General features: G+C 70.5%; 20 protein-coding genes. 10 read left to right on the forward strand and 10 right to left on the reverse strand.

What is annotated here, in order from left to right; all coding sequences use genetic code 11:
• Nucleotides 1–29: 29 nt before the first annotated feature.
• The 3 genes from I4J89_RS43235 to I4J89_RS43245 all read right to left on the reverse strand — a co-directional run bounded on the left by I4J89_RS43235 (nt 30) and on the right by I4J89_RS43245 (nt 1,143).
• Entirely contained in the window at nt 30–215 is a 186-nt protein-coding gene (locus tag I4J89_RS43235) for a hypothetical protein (RefSeq protein ID WP_196420035.1), read from the reverse strand.
• 68 nt (nt 216–283) lie between these two features.
• Nucleotides 284–748: an SRPBCC family protein gene (locus tag I4J89_RS43240; protein WP_196420036.1), complete on the reverse strand. Its 465-nt coding sequence runs from the start codon at nt 746–748 to the stop codon at nt 284–286.
• Nucleotides 745–1,143, reverse strand: coding sequence for a DUF2795 domain-containing protein (locus tag I4J89_RS43245; protein WP_196420037.1), 399 nt, complete (start codon nt 1,141–1,143; stop codon nt 745–747). The genes I4J89_RS43240 and I4J89_RS43245 overlap by 4 nt, the downstream gene beginning before the upstream one ends.
• Nucleotides 1,144–1,214: 71 nt before the next feature.
• On the opposite strand from I4J89_RS43245, the gene I4J89_RS43250 reads away from it, so the two are divergent.
• Nucleotides 1,215–2,804, forward strand: a complete 1,590-nt coding sequence (locus I4J89_RS43250; protein ID WP_196420038.1) for a phytoene desaturase family protein — start codon at nt 1,215–1,217, stop codon at nt 2,802–2,804.
• Here I4J89_RS43250 and I4J89_RS43255 read toward each other — a convergent pair.
• Together I4J89_RS43255 and I4J89_RS43260 are read right to left on the reverse strand one after the other, a co-directional pair.
• Nucleotides 2,773–3,024 carry a hypothetical protein gene (locus I4J89_RS43255; RefSeq protein WP_196420039.1) on the reverse strand — a complete coding sequence of 84 codons (252 nt, stop codon included), beginning with the start codon at nt 3,022–3,024 and terminating at the stop codon, nt 2,773–2,775. The genes I4J89_RS43250 and I4J89_RS43255 overlap by 32 nt on opposite strands.
• A gap of 5 nt (nt 3,025–3,029) precedes the next feature.
• Nucleotides 3,030–3,218, reverse strand: coding sequence for a hypothetical protein (locus I4J89_RS43260; protein WP_196420040.1), 189 nt, complete (start codon nt 3,216–3,218; stop codon nt 3,030–3,032).
• Between the two features lie 342 nt (nt 3,219–3,560).
• Between I4J89_RS43260 and I4J89_RS43265 the strand changes: the two genes are divergently transcribed.
• Both I4J89_RS43265 and I4J89_RS43270 read left to right on the forward strand, forming a co-directional pair.
• Nucleotides 3,561–3,779 carry a hypothetical protein gene (locus tag I4J89_RS43265; protein ID WP_196420041.1) on the forward strand — a complete coding sequence of 73 codons (219 nt, stop codon included), beginning with the start codon at nt 3,561–3,563 and terminating at the stop codon, nt 3,777–3,779.
• Between the two features lie 14 nt (nt 3,780–3,793).
• Nucleotides 3,794–4,669, forward strand: a complete 876-nt coding sequence (locus I4J89_RS43270) for a helix-turn-helix domain-containing protein (RefSeq protein ID WP_196420042.1) — start codon at nt 3,794–3,796, stop codon at nt 4,667–4,669.
• Here the strand turns inward: I4J89_RS43270 and I4J89_RS43275 are convergent.
• A complete protein-coding gene (locus I4J89_RS43275) occupies nt 4,645–5,100 on the reverse strand; it encodes an SRPBCC family protein (RefSeq protein WP_196420043.1) in 456 nt (151 codons plus the stop codon). The two genes, I4J89_RS43270 and I4J89_RS43275, sit on opposite strands and share 25 nt — an antisense overlap.
• Nucleotides 5,101–5,209: 109 nt before the next feature.
• On the opposite strand from I4J89_RS43275, the gene I4J89_RS43280 reads away from it, so the two are divergent.
• The 5 genes from I4J89_RS43280 (at nt 5,210) to I4J89_RS43300 (ending at nt 10,024) form a co-directional block, all read left to right on the forward strand.
• On the forward strand, nt 5,210–6,412 hold the full coding sequence (locus I4J89_RS43280) for a glycosyltransferase (RefSeq protein ID WP_196420044.1): 1,203 nt from the start codon (nt 5,210–5,212) through the stop codon (nt 6,410–6,412).
• A gap of 94 nt (nt 6,413–6,506) precedes the next feature.
• Nucleotides 6,507–7,421 carry an ABC transporter ATP-binding protein gene (locus tag I4J89_RS43285; RefSeq protein ID WP_196420045.1) on the forward strand — a complete coding sequence of 305 codons (915 nt, stop codon included), beginning with the start codon at nt 6,507–6,509 and terminating at the stop codon, nt 7,419–7,421.
• Nucleotides 7,418–8,158, forward strand: coding sequence for an ABC transporter permease (locus tag I4J89_RS43290; RefSeq protein ID WP_196420046.1), 741 nt, complete (start codon nt 7,418–7,420; stop codon nt 8,156–8,158). Before I4J89_RS43285 ends, I4J89_RS43290 begins: the two co-directional genes overlap by 4 nt.
• A gap of 7 nt (nt 8,159–8,165) precedes the next feature.
• Nucleotides 8,166–9,401: a sensor histidine kinase gene (locus I4J89_RS43295; RefSeq protein ID WP_196420047.1), complete on the forward strand. Its 1,236-nt coding sequence runs from the start codon at nt 8,166–8,168 to the stop codon at nt 9,399–9,401.
• Nucleotides 9,398–10,024, forward strand: a complete 627-nt coding sequence (locus I4J89_RS43300; RefSeq protein WP_196420048.1) for a response regulator — start codon at nt 9,398–9,400, stop codon at nt 10,022–10,024. Before I4J89_RS43295 ends, I4J89_RS43300 begins: the two co-directional genes overlap by 4 nt.
• Here the strand turns inward: I4J89_RS43300 and I4J89_RS43305 are convergent.
• Together I4J89_RS43305 and I4J89_RS43310 are read right to left on the reverse strand one after the other, a co-directional pair.
• Nucleotides 10,021–10,422 (reverse strand): VOC family protein, encoded by a 402-nt coding sequence (locus I4J89_RS43305; RefSeq protein WP_196420049.1) that lies wholly within the window; start codon nt 10,420–10,422, stop codon nt 10,021–10,023. The two genes, I4J89_RS43300 and I4J89_RS43305, sit on opposite strands and share 4 nt — an antisense overlap.
• Complete coding sequence (locus I4J89_RS43310; RefSeq protein ID WP_196420050.1) at nt 10,415–11,251, reverse strand: AraC family transcriptional regulator; 837 nt, start codon at nt 11,249–11,251, stop codon at nt 10,415–10,417. The genes I4J89_RS43305 and I4J89_RS43310 overlap by 8 nt, the downstream gene beginning before the upstream one ends.
• 35 nt (nt 11,252–11,286) lie before the next feature.
• Here I4J89_RS43310 and I4J89_RS43315 point away from each other — a divergent pair, with 35 nt between their 5' ends.
• Nucleotides 11,287–12,405, forward strand: a complete 1,119-nt coding sequence (locus tag I4J89_RS43315; RefSeq protein ID WP_196420051.1) for an FAD-dependent monooxygenase — start codon at nt 11,287–11,289, stop codon at nt 12,403–12,405.
• Between the two features lie 25 nt (nt 12,406–12,430).
• Here the strand turns inward: I4J89_RS43315 and I4J89_RS43320 are convergent, their stop codons facing one another.
• The gene (locus I4J89_RS43320) at nt 12,431–12,934 is read right to left on the reverse strand and encodes a hypothetical protein (RefSeq protein ID WP_196420052.1); all 504 of its coding nucleotides are present in this window, start codon (nt 12,932–12,934) and stop codon (nt 12,431–12,433) included.
• Nucleotides 12,935–13,130: 196 nt separating this feature from the next.
• On the opposite strand from I4J89_RS43320, the gene I4J89_RS43325 reads away from it, so the two are divergent.
• On the forward strand, nt 13,131–13,799 hold the full coding sequence (locus I4J89_RS43325) for a carboxypeptidase regulatory-like domain-containing protein (RefSeq protein ID WP_196420053.1): 669 nt from the start codon (nt 13,131–13,133) through the stop codon (nt 13,797–13,799).
• Between the two features lie 33 nt (nt 13,800–13,832).
• Here the strand turns inward: I4J89_RS43325 and I4J89_RS43330 are convergent, their stop codons facing one another.
• Complete coding sequence (locus I4J89_RS43330; protein ID WP_196420054.1) at nt 13,833–14,888, reverse strand: class I SAM-dependent methyltransferase; 1,056 nt, start codon at nt 14,886–14,888, stop codon at nt 13,833–13,835.
• Nucleotides 14,889–14,917 lie beyond the last annotated feature (29 nt).

A 14,917-nucleotide genomic window follows, 5' to 3' on the forward strand; every position in this document is an offset into this window, starting at 1 on the left:
GCGGGACTTTCCGTCACGCGTACCGAAAATCAATGCGGACCGCTACGGCCTGTGGTGCTCGGCCGCGCATCGGCGGCCTCGGGGTCCTGGCCGGTGTCGTTGTCGCTGGGGTCGTTCTGGCCGTCGGTGTCCCAGGTCGCCATCGCCTTGTTCAGTTCGGTGAGTGGCAGCCGTTCCTCGTCGCGCCAGACGCCGTCGTTCTCGCGATCAGTCATGCTTGATCGGTTACCCGGGGCCGGGCATGCGAAACGGCCGCCCGGAGGCGGCCGTCTCACGTGGATCATCAGATGCCGGGCCGGTCCACCTGGCCGCGCCAGGCGCCCGTCTCGATGCCGCCGCGGCTCTCGATGAACTCCTTGAACCGGTGCAGGTCGCCCTTGACCCGGCGGTCGAGGACGCCGAGCTTGTCGCCGGCCGTCTCGACGAAGCCGTGGGGTTCGAAGTCCATCTGGACGGTCACCCGGGTGTGGTCGTCGTCGAGCCGGTGGAAGGTGACCACGCCGGCCTGGCTCTCGCCGCCGGTCGCGTGCCAGGCCACCCGCTCGTCCGGCAGCTGCTCGGTGATCTCCGCGTCGAACTCACGCTTGACCCCGGCGATCTCCGTCTTCCAGTGCGTGTGGGTGTTGTCCAGCTGCTTGATCTCCTGCACACCCTCCATGAACCGGGGGAACTCCTCGAACTGGGTCCACTGGTTGTAGGCGGTGCGTACCGGGACGTTGACGTCAACAAACTCGGTAACCGTACTCACGCGGTACTCCCTTCACTCGCATCCCAGACCTGCGCGACGTTCTCGTAGACCGTCCCCTCGGGGAGCAGTGCCAAACGTCGCATCACGTCGTCCGGGGCTTCCAGAACCCGTGCCGACTGCTCCAGCGCGGCTCGATCGCCGGGGAGCGCGGACAGGCCGATATAGGTGCCGAACCTGCTGAAGGCCTCGCCCTTGGGGCTGCCGACCCCAGCGGGTACGCCACGTCCGTAAGCACCTCCGGGTGCCACGGTCACTTCCGGCTGGTCCTCGCCGGCCGGTTCAGGCATTTTCCATTCCTCAGCACGCCCGCCGACGGTCCCTTGGATGGTGCCTCGGGTCTCGCTCTTCATCTGCTCGTCGAGCACCGGGCCGTGCTTCGTGTTTCCCCGTTCCATGATTGCTGGGTGCCCGGGCCCCGGCGGACTAAACGGTGTTTTCCCCAGCATCCGCTGGGTAGCGTTCGGGAGTGGAGACTGTGGATGCGATCGTCGTCGGGGCCGGGCACAACGGGCTCGTGGCGGCCAACCTGCTCGCCGACGCCGGCTGGTCGGTACGGGTCCTGGAAGCCACCCCGCACCCGGGCGGCGCGGTCCGCTCCGGGTTCGTGACCGCACCCGGTTACCTGTCCGACCTGTTCAGCTCCTTCTATCCGCTCGGCTACGCGTCCCCGGTGATGCGCTCGCTGCGTCTCGACGACCAGGGCCTGCGCTGGACCCACGCCCCGGACGTGCTCACCCACCTGCTGCCGGACGGGCGGGCCGCCACCATCAACCGGGACCTGGAACGGTCCATGGAGTCGATGGAGCGGTTCGCGCCCGGTGACGGGGAGCGGTGGCGGCACGCGTACGAGGACTGGCGCGACGTCTCCGCGCAGATGCTGGACACGCTCTTCACGCCTTTCCCGCCGGTTCGCAGCGGACTCGGCCTGGCACGCCGGCTGGGAGTGGCGGGTGGGCTGCGCCTGGCCCGCCGGCTGGTCCTCTCGGTCCGCGAGATCGGCTCGGAGCTGTTCCAGGGTGAGGGCGCGAAGCTCGCGCTGGCGGGCTGTGCCCTGCACACCGACCTGTCCCCGGAGGAGGCGGGCGGCGGGGTGTACGGGTGGCTGCTCGCCATGCTCGGCCAGGAGTTCGGCTGGCCGGTCCCGGTCGGCGGCGCACAGGAGATCACCTCCGCGCTGGTGAAGCGGCTCATCGAGCGGGGCGGCGAGATCGTCTATCAGGCACCGGTCAGCCGGGTGCTGGTGGCCCGTGGACGGGCGATGGGCGTGCGGACCGCCGACGGCCGCGACTGGCGGGCCCGGCGCGCGGTGATCGCCGACGTGCCGGCGCCGGCGCTCTTCCTGGACCTGGTCGGCGACCGCTGGCTGCCGTCCCGGTTCGTCGAGGATCTCGCGCATTTCCGCTGGGACGGAGCGACCCTGAAGGTCGACTGGGCGGTGCGTAGCAAGATGCCGTGGAAGAACCCGGCCGCGGCCGGTGCCGGCACCGTGCACCTCGGTGCCGACATGAACGGCCTGACCCGGTACGCGGCACAGCTCGCCACCGACGAACTGCCCCGGCACCCGTTCGTGCTGCTCGGGCAGATGACCACGGCCGACCCGACGCATTCGCCGGCGGGGACCGAGTCGGTGTGGGCGTACACCCACCTGCCGCACCGGAAGTCCTGGTCGGCCGGGGAGATCGGCGAGCACGTGCAACGGGTGGAGGCGGTGATCGAGGAGCACGCGCCCGGCTTCCTCAGCCAGGTGGAGGCGCGCAATGTCTTTTCACCGGCGGATCTTGAACGGGAGAACCCGTCCCTGGTCGGCGGTGCGCTGGGCGGTGGGACGTCCGCCGCGTTCCAGCAGTTGTTCCTGCGCCCGATCCCGGGACTGGGGCGCCCGGACACGCCGGTGGACCGGCTGTTCCTGGGAAGCGCGTCGGCGCATCCGGGCGGGGGTGTGCATGGGGCGCCGGGGGCGAACGCGGCGCGGGCGGCGCTGGCCCGGGACCGGGCCCTGACCGGCGAGCTGTACCGGGCGGCGATCAGCGGTGCGCACCGCGCGATCTACCGCTGAGTTCCGTACGGCGCCGGACGACGGCGACGCGAAGGGCGGGCCAGAGGCGTAGCCGGCGGCCGCTGTCCGCCGCCGCCAGCAGCCGGGCGAGACTGTCCCGTTCGGCGGGCGGCACGAGGCAGATCACGATCAGGACGGGGAGCGCGGCGGCCGCCAGTTCGGTGAGCACCACGAAGACGATCAGAGCGGCCACGGCCGCGGCGATGACGAGTGACTCCATCGCCTTCACCCCGTCACCAGAGTCGCGACCAGCAGCACCAGCGCGGTGCTGACGGCAAGGGCGAAGAGCGCCAGCGCGGCGGCGGCCCGGATGATCACGCCCACCGGCGCGAGGGCCTCCTTGAGCGAGCGCACAGCCATCAGGAGGCAGAGTCCGGCGAGCAACAGATAGATCGGCTGAGCGAGCGTGGTCATCTCCATGATCGTCTCCGGGGGTCTTCTGCGGTCGGCAGTCCGATGACGGGAGGGCCGGTTCGCCAACTCCCGCTTCGAATATCTGAAATCGGTGGCTGCATATCAACGAATATTCGTCTACCGCTAAAAGCGGATAGGTCGGAGATGACCAGCTAGCTGGCAGATAGGCATAGCGCGGATTGCCAGCAGGCACTAGCGTCCTGAGTTGAAACGTGTTCAGATTGCAGTTCGTCGATGATCCGAGTGTGTGACCGATTGTGGTCGCCTGAATGCGCGCTGCAACTTTCGACTTAACGGACTCCCAGTCAGTCAGAGAGTGCATATATGCGTTACTCTCATACTATGACCAACGCTGAAAAATCGGGCATAGCGCTCGAAGTGCTCGCGGGCGTATGCACGACGGGCAGTTGCCCCACTGTGTACCGGACTGACCGAAATTCACTAATTGTGCAGGGCTACGTCGTCACCGCTGCTGATGCCGGTGTCGACCTGCCGGAAGGGGAATCGCTCGTTGAGATTCCACTCGACCTGCTCCTGGATGCTGCACGCCGAGCCGGTTGACCGGAGGTCGGGCGATGGCTGATCTCTTCAGTCCGCCCGGCCCCGAAGAACCGACCATCGGAGCTGCTCTCCGCGCGGCACGCAAGCGCGCCGGCCTGACCGGCGGACAGCTCGCCGCCCGAGCCGGCATCAGCCAGGCCAAGGTGTCCCGGCTGGAAACCGGAGCGTCCGGCGCGGACCCGGCCGACGTGCGGCTGCTGGCCGACGCGATGCGCCTGCCACCCGCGGAGCGCGACGAACTGGTCCGGCTCGCTCAGCGCACTCGCGAGCAGATGCGGGACTGGCGGCCCGAGCCGGGCGGCCTGCCCCGGCGACAGGACGAGATCTCCGTCCTGGAGCAGGAGAGCAAAGAGATCCGGGTGTTCAATCCCGCGGTCGTACCCGGCCTCATGCAGACCAGTCAGTACGCCGAGGCCTTGATGGTGTCGATCAGCCGCATGCACACGCCGGAGGGCGCGGGGCCGGCGCTGCGGACCGACGTGATGGCCGCGGTGACGCGCCGGATCAGACGCCAGCAACTCCTGGCCTCACCGGCGAAGGCGTTCTACTTCGTCATCACCGAGTCGGTGCTGGGCAACGGGATCGGTTCGCCGGAGGACATGATCGGCCAGATCCGGCGCCTGCGGGACCTGGCCCGCCTGCCGAACGTCACGTTCGCGATCATCCCGGCCCGGAGTTTTCTCCCCGACGCGCCGATGCACTCCTTCGAACTACTCGACGAACAGGCCGTGATCATCGACCTGTTCAACACCTCGGTGACCTCCCAGGGGCGGGCCGACGTCAAGCTGTACCGGGAACTCTTCGGACGCCTCGAGACCGCGGCGGTCGCCGCCGTGGACGCCACCCTCAGTGAGTACGCGGCACATTACCGCCGACTGCTCGGCGCCTGAGAACGTTCCGCGATGTCGGCCAACCGGTGCAGGGTCTCGATGTTGCGGCGGTGCAGGATCAGGTCGTTGACCTTGTTACGGGCCCACCGCAGCGGACCCTCCGCGAACTCCTCGTAGATGACCACCCGGGTCGCCGAGTCGCCGATCGGCTCCAGCCGGATGTCGACGACGGCAGCACCCAGCGGCCACAGTCCGGCGTTCAGCTTCAGCCGGCGGCCCGGTGTGCAGTCCAGCACCGTGGAGGAGTCGTGCAGGGAGAGCGGCCATGGGCCGGCCTTGTGATGCAGCTTCGAGCCGGGACTCGGCCATGCCGGGTCCACATCCCGGATATGAACTGTGCCGACCACCCAGTCGCTGTAGGTCCAGCCGTCGGCTAGGACTGCGAAGACACGATCGGGTGGGGCCTGAACCGTACGCTCAACGATCGCCACGGCACCCGGAATACCCTGCTTACACCGCTCCTAACGATCCAGCCATGTTTACGCCTGAACGAGTCGGGCAACTGGCACCGCGTATCCGATTCCGGCTGGAGGAGACCCCGTGCGAATTGCGATGATCTCCGAGCACGCCAGCCCGCTCGGCGCTGGCGATCAGCACGCCCACGTCGCCGAGCTGTCCGAGGCACTGGTGGAGCTCGGGCACGACGTACGTGTCTACACCCGGCGCGATGACCCGGACCTCGCCGAGGTGGTGCTCACCCCCAGCGGCGTACGCGTCGTCCACGTCGCGGCCGGTCCGGCCCAGCCGGTCCCGTCGGGTCTGCTGCTGCCGCACATGGGCGAGTTCGCCCGGGTGCTCAGCGAGCAGTGGCGCGAATCCGACTGGGCGCCGGACGTCGCCCACGCCCACTTCTGGACCAGCGGTCTGGCCGCCGTCACCGCGGCCCGCCAGTTCGGCATCCCGGTGGTGCAGTCCTTCCACGAGCTGGGCGCCGCGGAGAACGAGGCGAAGACGCAGGGCCCGTCCCGGTCCGGCTACGAGCGCGCGCTCGGCCGGGCGGTGGACCGGGTGGTCGCACAGACCCAGGACGAGGTACGCGGACTCGTGCGGATCGGCGTACCCCGGGCGCGTCTCTCGATCGTCCCGGCCGGCGTGAACAGCGACCGGTTCTCCCCGGACGGCCCGGCCGTCCCGCGCGACCCGCAACGCCCCCGCATCCTCTCCGTCGGCAAGCTGGTCGAGCGCAAGGGCTTCGGTGACGTCATCCAGGCCATGCGCTACGTCCCCGGCGCCGAGATGGTGGTGGTCGGCGGCCCGTCGCCGGAGCAGCTGCCCGCCGACCCGGGCGCCAAGGTGCTGCGTGATCTCGCTGAGCAGTTCAAGGTGGCCGACCGGTTCCGGCTGGTCGGTTCGGTGCCGCACCACGACATGCCGAACTGGTACCGCTCCGCCGATCTGCTCGTCGCCACGCCGTGGGAGGAGCGGTCCGCTCTGGAGGCGATGGCGTGCGGCGTACCAGTCATCGGCACCGCGGAGGGCGCGCTCACCGAGACCGTGGTCGACGGCCTGACCGGGGATCTGGTTCCGGCGCGCGATCCCCGCGCGCTCGGTGGTGCCCTGCGCCGCCTGGTCAACGACAAGGTGCGCCGGTTCACGTACGCGACCGCCGCGCTGGACCGGGCCCGCCAGGCGTACTCGTGGAAGCGGGTCGCCGCCCAGGTGGGTTCGATCTACTCGGCCGTCACCGGGCTGCGCCGCAGCGGCAGCAACACCACCGGGGTGAACACGGAGGCCATGGTCTAGGCACCGGTGGAGAGCGGCATCCACCGATCGGTGGATCGCCGCGATCGCTCGCTGGTCGATTCGGGCACCCCGGTCCATCCGTGACGCTGGGTGCATGCCAGTCATCGAAGTCAAGAACCTCAGTAAGAGGTACGGCGACACGGTCGCCGTCCGTGACGTCTCCTTCGCGGTCGAGCCCGGCGAGATCTTCGGGATCCTCGGGCCGAACGGTGCCGGCAAGACCACCACGGTGGAGTGCATCTCGGGGCTGCGTAACCCGGACTCCGGGACGATCACCGTGCTCGGCCGTGAGCCGCGCGACCGTACCCTGCGCGCGGAGGTCGGCGTGCAGCTGCAGGAGAGCGAACTGCAGGAGAAGCTGACCGTCCGCGAGGCGCTGGAGTTGTACAGCGCGTTCTACCCGAAGCCGGCGGATTGGCGTGAGCTGGCCGGCGACCTGGGTCTGGACGAGAAACTGAACACCTATTTCGGCAAGCTTTCCGGCGGTCAGAAGCAGCGGCTCTCGATCGCGCTGGCGCTGATCGGCAACCCGAAGGTCGCGATTCTCGACGAGCTGACCACCGGCCTGGACCCGCAGGCCCGCCGGGACACCTGGGAACTGATCTCCGGGGTCCGGGACCGGGGCGTCACACTGCTGCTGGTCACCCACTTCATGGAGGAGGCCGAGCGGCTCTGCGACCGGATCGCGGTGATCGACCGCGGTGAGGTGGTCGCCCTGAACACCCCGGCCGGCCTGGTCGAACAGACCTCCACCGCGGACCAGACGATCCGGTTCCGCCCCTCCGCCCCGATCGCGGACGAGCTGCTCACCGTCCTGCCCGAGGTCAGCCGGATCAACCGGCACGGCGACCGGATCGAGGTCGTCGGCACCGGCAACCTGCTGCACGCCGTCACCTCGGTGCTCGCTTCCAACGGGATCGTCGCCGTGGAGCTGCGCCTGGAACAGGCCACCCTCGACGACGCCTTCGTCCGCCTGACCGGCCGTACCGCAGAGGAGTCCCCGCGATGAAGGTCTTCGGCAAGCTTGTCGCCACCGAGTTCCGTACCGCGCTGCGCGAACCCGTCTACCTCGGCTTCGCGGGCCTGTTCCCGGTCATCCTCATCGTGATCCTCGGCGCGGTGCCGTCGTTCCGGGAGCCGAGCCCGGATCTGGGCGGCCTGCGGGTGGTCGACGTCTATGCCGGCATCGTGATCGCCCTGAGCATCGCCATGATCGGCTTGCAGGGCATGCCGACCGTGCTCGCCAACTATCGCGAGAAGGGCATCCTGCGCCGGCTCGCCACCACCCCGGTCAACCCGATCGCCCTGCTCGGCGCCCAGCTGGCGTTCTCCGCGATCCTCGTGGTGCTCTCCTCGGTCCTGGTCTTCACCGTGACTGGGATCCTGTACGGCGTCCCGCTGCCCGAGTCACCGATCGCGTTCCTGCTCGCCGTGGTGCTGGCGGTCATCGGCGTCTTCGCGGTGGGCCTGCTCATCGCGGCGGTCGCACCGAGCGGCAAGGCGGCGAACGCCATCGGCCTCATCCTGTTCTTCCCGCTGATGTTCCTGGCCGGCCTCTACGCACCGCGCGAGGTGCTGCCGGACGTGGTGCAACGGATCGCCGACTTCACCCCGTTGGCCGCCGGCGAGCGCCTGATGCACGAGGCGATGACGGGACAGTGGCCCAATCTGCTCTCGGTTACGGTTCTGGTGGGCTACCTGGCGATTTTCGGGGTCGCCGCGGCGAAACTCTTCCGGTGGGAGTGAACAGGACATGACGGACACCCGGGAGGGATGGCTGACCTGGTTGCCGTTCGGGACGCTGTTCGTCTCGTTGCTCCTGGTCATCGCCGCCCTCAACACTCCCATACCCCGGCAGGACCTCGGCGTCGTCGTGCTCGTCGTCGCCGTGACGGCCGCCTGGGTCGGGTGGTGGGTGACGCTGCACCCCGGGTGGCAGCAGCGGCACGGCCTCATGGTCGTGTTCTTCCTCGGCCTGCTCGTCTGCGATCTGCTTCTGGTGTGGGCCAGCCCGCTCTTCGGCTTCTTCGTCTGGACCGGCTACCTCTTCGCGGGCTACGCCCTGCCCGGCATGTGGCGGGTCGCCGGTGCGGTTCCGGTCGCAGTGATCTCGGCGCTCGCCCAGATCGGTGGCATCCCCACCGTGACCGTCGCCGACGGCGCCGCGTTCTTCGCGGTCGCCGTGGTCATCAACCTGGTCATCGCCGGAGTGATGATCTACAGCGAGACCCGCAAGGAGCAGGCGTCGGCGGTGCGGGACAAGATGCTCGACGACCTGGCCACGGCGAACGTCAGGCTGGAGGAGGCGCTGCGGGAGAACGCCGGCCTGCACGCCCAGCTGCTGGTCCAGGCCCGGGAGGCGGGCATGCTCGACGAGCGGCAGCGGATGGCCGGCGAGATCCACGACGTGCTGGCCCAAGGCCTGACCGGCATCGTCACCCAGCTGGAGGCGGCCGACGCCCACCCGCGGGAGCGCGAGCATCACCTGGCGGCCGCGAAACGCCTGGCCCGGCAAGGGCTGGCTGAGGCACGCCGCTCCGTGCAGGCGCTGCGGCCGCAACAGTTGGACGGCGCCGCCCTTCCCGAGGCCCTCGGCGAGGTGGTGGAGAGCTGGTCCGAGCTGACCGGTCTGCGCGCCGAACTGGTCACCACCGGCTCACCCCGGCGCCTGCTGCCGGAGATCGAGGCGACGCTGCTGCGCACCGCACAGGAGGGTCTCGCCAACGTGGCCAAGCACGCGGACGCGGGCCGGGTCGGGCTGACGCTGTCCTACATGGAGGACGTCGTCACCCTGGACGTACGCGACGACGGCGCGGGCTTCGACCCGGCCGAACCGCGCGAGGCGACCGCGGACGGCGGATTCGGGCTGCGGGCCATGCGGGAACGGCTGTCCCGCATCGCCGGAACGCTCGAGGTGGAATCAGAGCCGGGCGCGGGCACGGCGATCTCCGCCTGCGTACCGGCGATCACGGTCGGGGGCACCGCATGATCAAGCTGGTCATCGTCGACGATCACCCGGTGGTCCGCGACGGGTTACGCGGCATGTTCGCCGCCGACGACCGGTTCACGGTGCTCGGCGAGGCGGGTGACGGCCGCGAGGCGCTCGCGGTCACCGACGCCGTCCATCCCGACGTGATCCTGCTCGACCTGCGGATGCCGGTGATGGACGGCGTCACCACGATCCGTGAGCTCCGGTCCCGCGGCGCGACGGCCCGGGTGCTGGTGCTGACCACCTACGACACGGACGGCGACGTGCTGCCGGCGATCCGGGCCGGTGCGACCGGCTACCTGCTCAAGGACACCCCGCGCGAGGACCTGTTCCGTGCCGTGGTGGCCGCGCACAGGGGCGAGTCGGTGCTCTCTCCGGCCGTCGCGGGCCGGTTGATGGGCGAGCTCCGCTCACCCGCCAAGGAGCCGCTCAGCCAGCGCGAACTCGAGGTTCTCACGCTGATCTCGCAGGGCTGCACCAACCGGGAAACGGCCGGCCGCCTCTTCATCAGCGAGGCGACGGTCAAGACGCATCTGCTGCACGCGTACGCGAAACTCGGTGTCCGCGACCGCGCCTCGGCCGTCGCCGCCGCCTTCGAGCAGGGCCTGCTCGGCCGCGACTAACGTGGCGCGCCGCGGTACGTGCCGAAGCTCCACAGATTGCCCTCGGGGTCCCGGGCGGTGAAGTCCCGCGAACCGTAGTCGGTGTCGAACGGCTTGCGGGTGATCTCCGCCCCGGCCGCGACAGCCCGGGCGTGCAGCGCGTCGATGTCATCGGCGACCACGTACGCCCCGAACGTCCCCGGTTTCAGCGCCCACGGGTCGTCCGGATCTTCGCGCACCGAGCCGAGCATGATGCCGCCGCCGAGCGGCCAGCTCAGCTCGGCGTGATCCACCCGCTTGCCGTCGCCGTGGACGACGGTCTCCTCGAAACCGAACGCGTCCACCAGGAACCGGATCAGAGCAGGGGCGTCGATGGCCCGAAGCGTGGGCCACACCTGTGGCGTAGGAGAGTCAGTCATGGTCCCCATCGTGGCCGGGAACCGCCGGCAGGGCTTGGACGAAAGCGAACTCGTCGGCCAGCCATTGCGACGGCGGGCATCCCGCGAACGCCTGGAAGTCGCGGACCAGGTGGGACTGGTCGGCGTACCCGTGTGCGGCGGCCACGTCGGCCAGCCGCAGTCCGGGCCGCAGCGCGCGCCGGGTCCGGTCGAACCGGGCGACGCGGGCCGTCTCCTTCGGGCGCAGGCCGAGCTCGGCCCGGAACCGGTCGGTCAGGTACCGGCCGCTCCAGCCCACCTCCGCGGCCAGGTCGGCGATCGGGACGCTGCCGCGGAGCAGCCGGGTGAACGCGTACCCCACCTGGTCCGGGCCGTCGCCGTCGCGCAGCAGGCCGCTCAGCATCCGGTCCAGGGCGGCGAAGCGGGCCGGCCAGTCCGGAGCCGTGGCGAGCCGTTCCCGGACCTCGCCGACGAACCGGTCGCCGAGCACGGTGGCCGCCGCCACGTCCAGGCCGCCCAGCTCGCCGGCGGGCAGGCCGAGCAGGGCGCGGCAACCGAGCGGGTGCACCGCCACCTGCACCCCGGACTGGTTGCCGTCGTGGGTGATCAGGGCCGGGCCCAGGTGCAGGCCCCCGATCAGCGCGTCGTACCGGTCCGGGGTCTGCCGCGGATCCGGGTGCGCGGCGACCACCAGCGGATCGTCCAGCGTGAAGATCAAGGTCAGGTACGGCGACGGCAGGCCCCGGTGCCGGGCCGGTGTCACGCCGTGCTGCCGGTAGCCGGAGTAGAGGGCGACGTACGGGCGCAGCGCGGGCGCCGGGCGGGCCTGCGCGTACTCGTCGAGCACCATGTAGGCCAGTGTCCCCCGGATGCGAAGATCGGTGCATGTCGAGTGCGGTGGTGATCGGGGCCGGTATCGGTGGGCTGGCGGCCGGCCTGGCGTTGCAGCGCCGCGGCTGGGACGTGACGGTGCTGGAGCGTGCGCCGAGACTCGACGCTGTCGGGGCCGGCCTCGCCGTGGCCCCGAACGCGCTGCGCGCCCTCGACCAGCTCGGGGTCGGCGGGCGGCTGCGAGAGCTCGCCGCGTTGCAGGGTGCGGCCGGCATCCAGCGGCCGGACGGTGGCTGGATCACGCGTACCGACGCGGACCGGGCCGCCGAACGCTTCGGTGAGCCGGTCATCCTGGTGCACCGGGCGACGCTCGTCGAGGTGCTGACCGACGGCCTCGCGCCGGGCACGCTCCGCCTCGGCCTGCCGGCCGAGGACGTCGACCCGCAGGCCGGGCGGGTGGTCACGGCCCACGGTCCGCTCACCCCCGATCTGGTGGTCGCGGCCGACGGACTGCGTTCACCGGTACGCGCGAAGCTGTTCCCCGCACACCCCGGACCGGTCTACACCGGCGTGACCAGCTGGCGGATCGTAGTGCCGCACCCCGGCGGGACGCTGCCACCCGCCGAGACGTGGGGTGCGGGCAAGGTCTTCGGGGTGGCCACCCTCGGCGACGGCCGGGTCTACTGCTACGCCACCGCGCCCGCGCCGGCCGACGGCCGGGCCGATGACGAGCAGGCCGAGATGCTGCGCCACTTCGGCGGGTGGCACGAGCCGATCCCGTCGCTGATCAGGTCGGCCACGGCGGTCACCCGGACCGACATCCGGTGCCTGGACGAGCCGTTGGCGCGGTTCCACGCCGGCCGGGTGGCGCTGCTCGGCGACGCCGCGCACGCGATGACGCCGAACCTGGGGCAGGGCGCGTGCCAGGCGATCGAGGACGCGGTCGTGCTGGCCCGGTACGCCGAGGACCTGGACCGGTACACGGCGGAGCGCCTGCCACGTACCTCCGCGGTGATGAAGGCGTCCCGGCGGATCGGCCGGATGGCCGGATTGAACAACCCGGTCGCCGAATGGCTCCGCAACACCGGCATGGGGCTGGCCGGCAAGCTCGGCCCCGACCTGGTGCTGCGCCAGATGGACCCGGTGCTGAGCTGGCGTCCGCCCGCGGGGTGAGGGCCGGGCCCTCACCCCGGTGAACTCAGGCCGCGAGGGCCTTGGCGAGTTCGTCGCGGAACGTGCGCTCGCTCTCGGTGACGTCCTCCGCGCCGATGCCGAGCACACCGCCGGTGGAGGCGGCGCCCACCACCGCGTCGGCGATCTCCAGCAGCCAGTGCCGGTAGGTCTCGGCGTCGGCCAGGGAGGCCTTGGCGGTCAGCAGCGCAGCCGCCTCACCGGCGCGGCCCAGCACGTCCGCCGCGTAACCCGCCGGGTCGCTCGGCTCGATGACCGGCGGCTCCTCGCCGATCTCCGGGTCGCCGGCCTCGGCCACCGCCGCGGTGGCGACGGCGGAGACCAGGGTGCTCGCCGAGGCCCGGGCATCCGAGATCCGGTCCAGTCCGGCCGCGCTCTCGGCGCGGGTCTTGCGGGCGCTGTCGGGCGTGGCGGCGCTCGCCGCGGTGAGCACCGACTGCGGAAGACCGGTGAGCAGCCCCCACTCGGGGTCGGTGAAGCCCAGCTTTGCGTAGAGCGGTTCGTCCGTCACTCGCGGGTCCTTTCCGGTTCGGCAGTTGCCGACAGCATTCTTACCCCAACGGCCATGCGGATCACTCCCATGTCGCGGCGTGCCGCCGGCTGCTGCCTCGTCCCGCCCGGACGATCATTGGCATGAATCCCGCTTTACAATGCTGATCTTGAATGTTTGACTGCGGGCTCCGTTCGATGTGGACCTCGGAGCTCTCATGGCTGTCTTCCCTGTTCAGCGTGCGATCGCGCGCGCCGTGACCGCACTCGCGACGGTGGCGGCCGGCCTGGCGGTGATGGCCGGGGCGGCGGAAGCCGGACCCACCCGGCCCGTGTCGCCGCAGCAGCCTGCCATCATCTTCCCGAACGGGTCGGAGACCGCCCCCGGTGGCACGCTGACGGTCACTTTCGCCGCAAGCGGGGACAAAGGGGTCACCAAGTTCCGCTACAGCCTGGACAGCCCGGCTCTGGATCGCACGGCCGAAGCGGTCACCCCGGGTGGGTCGGTCACCGTCACTCTCGACGTCGGTACCACCACAGGCCCGCGCCCGATCTACGCGGTTGCGGTAGACCGCCGCAACCGGACGAGCGACCTTACCCAGGCTGAGATCATCGTGACGCCGACGACGCAGCTCGACGGCACCGTGCTGAGCCTCAGCACCTGGCTGCCGGTGGAGGGCGCCACGGTCACCCTCGAACCCGGTGGCCGGCAGACGACCACCGATGCCAACGGCTTCTACTCGTTCAGCGGTGTCGGCCCCGGCGTCTACACGGTGACGGCGACCCTCGGCGGGGACTGCCCGTCGGCCGGCAGCCAGACGGTCGAGATCGACGGCCAAGGGCTGACGCTGGAGCTTTATCTGTTGCCCACCGGCACCTGCGGCTGAGGACCCCCCTCGGCCCTCAGCCGCAGATCGGTGTCAGGGGCGCGCTTCGTAGACGATGTTGAACGGCGTCTCGGCGGCCCGGCGGAAGCGGGTGAACCCGGCGTCCGTGACCAGCCGTCGGATCGGTTCCTCGCCGGCCTGGGCGCCGAGCGAGTAGCCACCCTCCTGCGACAGCGCGCTCGGTACGCAAAGGAACGCCGAGAACGAGTAGTACACCCGCCCGATCGGGTTGAGGTTGTCGCCGACCGAGTCACCGGCCGCCGGCTCGACGATCATCCAGGTGCCGTCCGGGGCCAGCTGAGACCGCACACGCCGGGCCGCGCCCAGCGGGTCGCCCATGTCGTGCAGCGCGTCGAACGTGGTGACCAGGTCGTACGGCCCGCCGCTGAAGTTCTGCGCGCCGGCCGCCTCGAACCGCACCCGAGCGTCCAGTCCGGCCTCGGCCGCCCGCTTGCGCGCCTGGTCGACCGAGTCGTGGTGGTAGTCGGAGCCGGTGAAGAGCGAAGCCGGGTACGCCTCTGCCATGAGCACGGTCGACGCTCCGTGGCCGCATCCGACGTCGGCCACGCGTACCCCGCGCCGCAGTTTTTCCTCGACCTCGTCCAGGGCCGGCAGCCAGTCGGCGACCAGGTTGGCGCTGTATCCGGGCCGGAAGAACCGCTCGCATCCGGTGAACACGTCCTCGTCGTGCTGGTGCCAGCCGAGCCCGGAGCCGGTGCGGAACGCCTCGGTGATCCGTGGTTCGGCCCGCAGCGCGCCAAGCGCGAGCTGGAACGCTCCGGGCGCGAAGATCGGGCCGTTCGGGTCGGTCAGCGCGAACGCCTGCTCCTCGGTGAGCGAGTACCAGCCGGTCTCCGCGTCGTACTCGACGTAGCCACCGGCCGCCTGGCCGCGTAGCCACTCCTCGACGTACCGGGGTGCGGTGCCGGTACGCCGGGCGAGTTCCTCCGGAAGGGCGGGCCCCTCGGCGAGCGCCCGGTACAGGCCCAGCCGGTCACCGATGACGATGCCGCCGGCGGCCATCGTGGCGCCCAGATCGCCGATGAACCGGTGCACGAATTCCATCAGTCTTTGCTCGTTGACTGTCATGCGTTCGTTTCTACGGAAAGCGGGACCTG

The sequence above is a fragment of the Actinoplanes aureus genome (assembly GCF_015704865.1).
Lineage (GTDB): Bacteria > Actinomycetota > Actinomycetes > Mycobacteriales > Micromonosporaceae > Actinoplanes > Actinoplanes aureus.

Excerpts from the sequence above, each read along its gene's own strand:
- I4J89_RS43235 (WP_196420035.1), bottom strand. The coding sequence starts at position 215 with ATGACTGATCGCGAGAACGACGGCGTCTGGCGCGACGAGGAACGGCTG.
- I4J89_RS43245 (WP_196420037.1), bottom strand. The coding sequence starts at position 1,143 with ATGGAACGGGGAAACACGAAGCACGGCCCGGTGCTCGACGAGCAGATG.
- I4J89_RS43255 (WP_196420039.1), bottom strand. The coding sequence starts at position 3,024 with ATGGAGTCACTCGTCATCGCCGCGGCCGTGGCCGCTCTGATCGTCTTC.
- I4J89_RS43260 (WP_196420040.1), bottom strand. The coding sequence starts at position 3,218 with ATGACCACGCTCGCTCAGCCGATCTATCTGTTGCTCGCCGGACTCTGC.
- I4J89_RS43265 (WP_196420041.1), top strand. The coding sequence starts at position 3,561 with ATGACCAACGCTGAAAAATCGGGCATAGCGCTCGAAGTGCTCGCGGGC.
- I4J89_RS43270 (WP_196420042.1), top strand. The coding sequence starts at position 3,794 with ATGGCTGATCTCTTCAGTCCGCCCGGCCCCGAAGAACCGACCATCGGA.
- I4J89_RS43285 (WP_196420045.1), top strand. The coding sequence starts at position 6,507 with ATGCCAGTCATCGAAGTCAAGAACCTCAGTAAGAGGTACGGCGACACG.
- I4J89_RS43290 (WP_196420046.1), top strand. The coding sequence starts at position 7,418 with ATGAAGGTCTTCGGCAAGCTTGTCGCCACCGAGTTCCGTACCGCGCTG.
- I4J89_RS43295 (WP_196420047.1), top strand. The coding sequence starts at position 8,166 with ATGACGGACACCCGGGAGGGATGGCTGACCTGGTTGCCGTTCGGGACG.
- I4J89_RS43300 (WP_196420048.1), top strand. The coding sequence starts at position 9,398 with ATGATCAAGCTGGTCATCGTCGACGATCACCCGGTGGTCCGCGACGGG.
- I4J89_RS43305 (WP_196420049.1), bottom strand. The coding sequence starts at position 10,422 with ATGACTGACTCTCCTACGCCACAGGTGTGGCCCACGCTTCGGGCCATC.
- I4J89_RS43310 (WP_196420050.1), bottom strand. The coding sequence starts at position 11,251 with ATGGTGCTCGACGAGTACGCGCAGGCCCGCCCGGCGCCCGCGCTGCGC.
- I4J89_RS43315 (WP_196420051.1), top strand. The coding sequence starts at position 11,287 with ATGTCGAGTGCGGTGGTGATCGGGGCCGGTATCGGTGGGCTGGCGGCC.
- I4J89_RS43325 (WP_196420053.1), top strand. The coding sequence starts at position 13,131 with ATGGCTGTCTTCCCTGTTCAGCGTGCGATCGCGCGCGCCGTGACCGCA.
- I4J89_RS43330 (WP_196420054.1), bottom strand. The coding sequence starts at position 14,888 with ATGACAGTCAACGAGCAAAGACTGATGGAATTCGTGCACCGGTTCATC.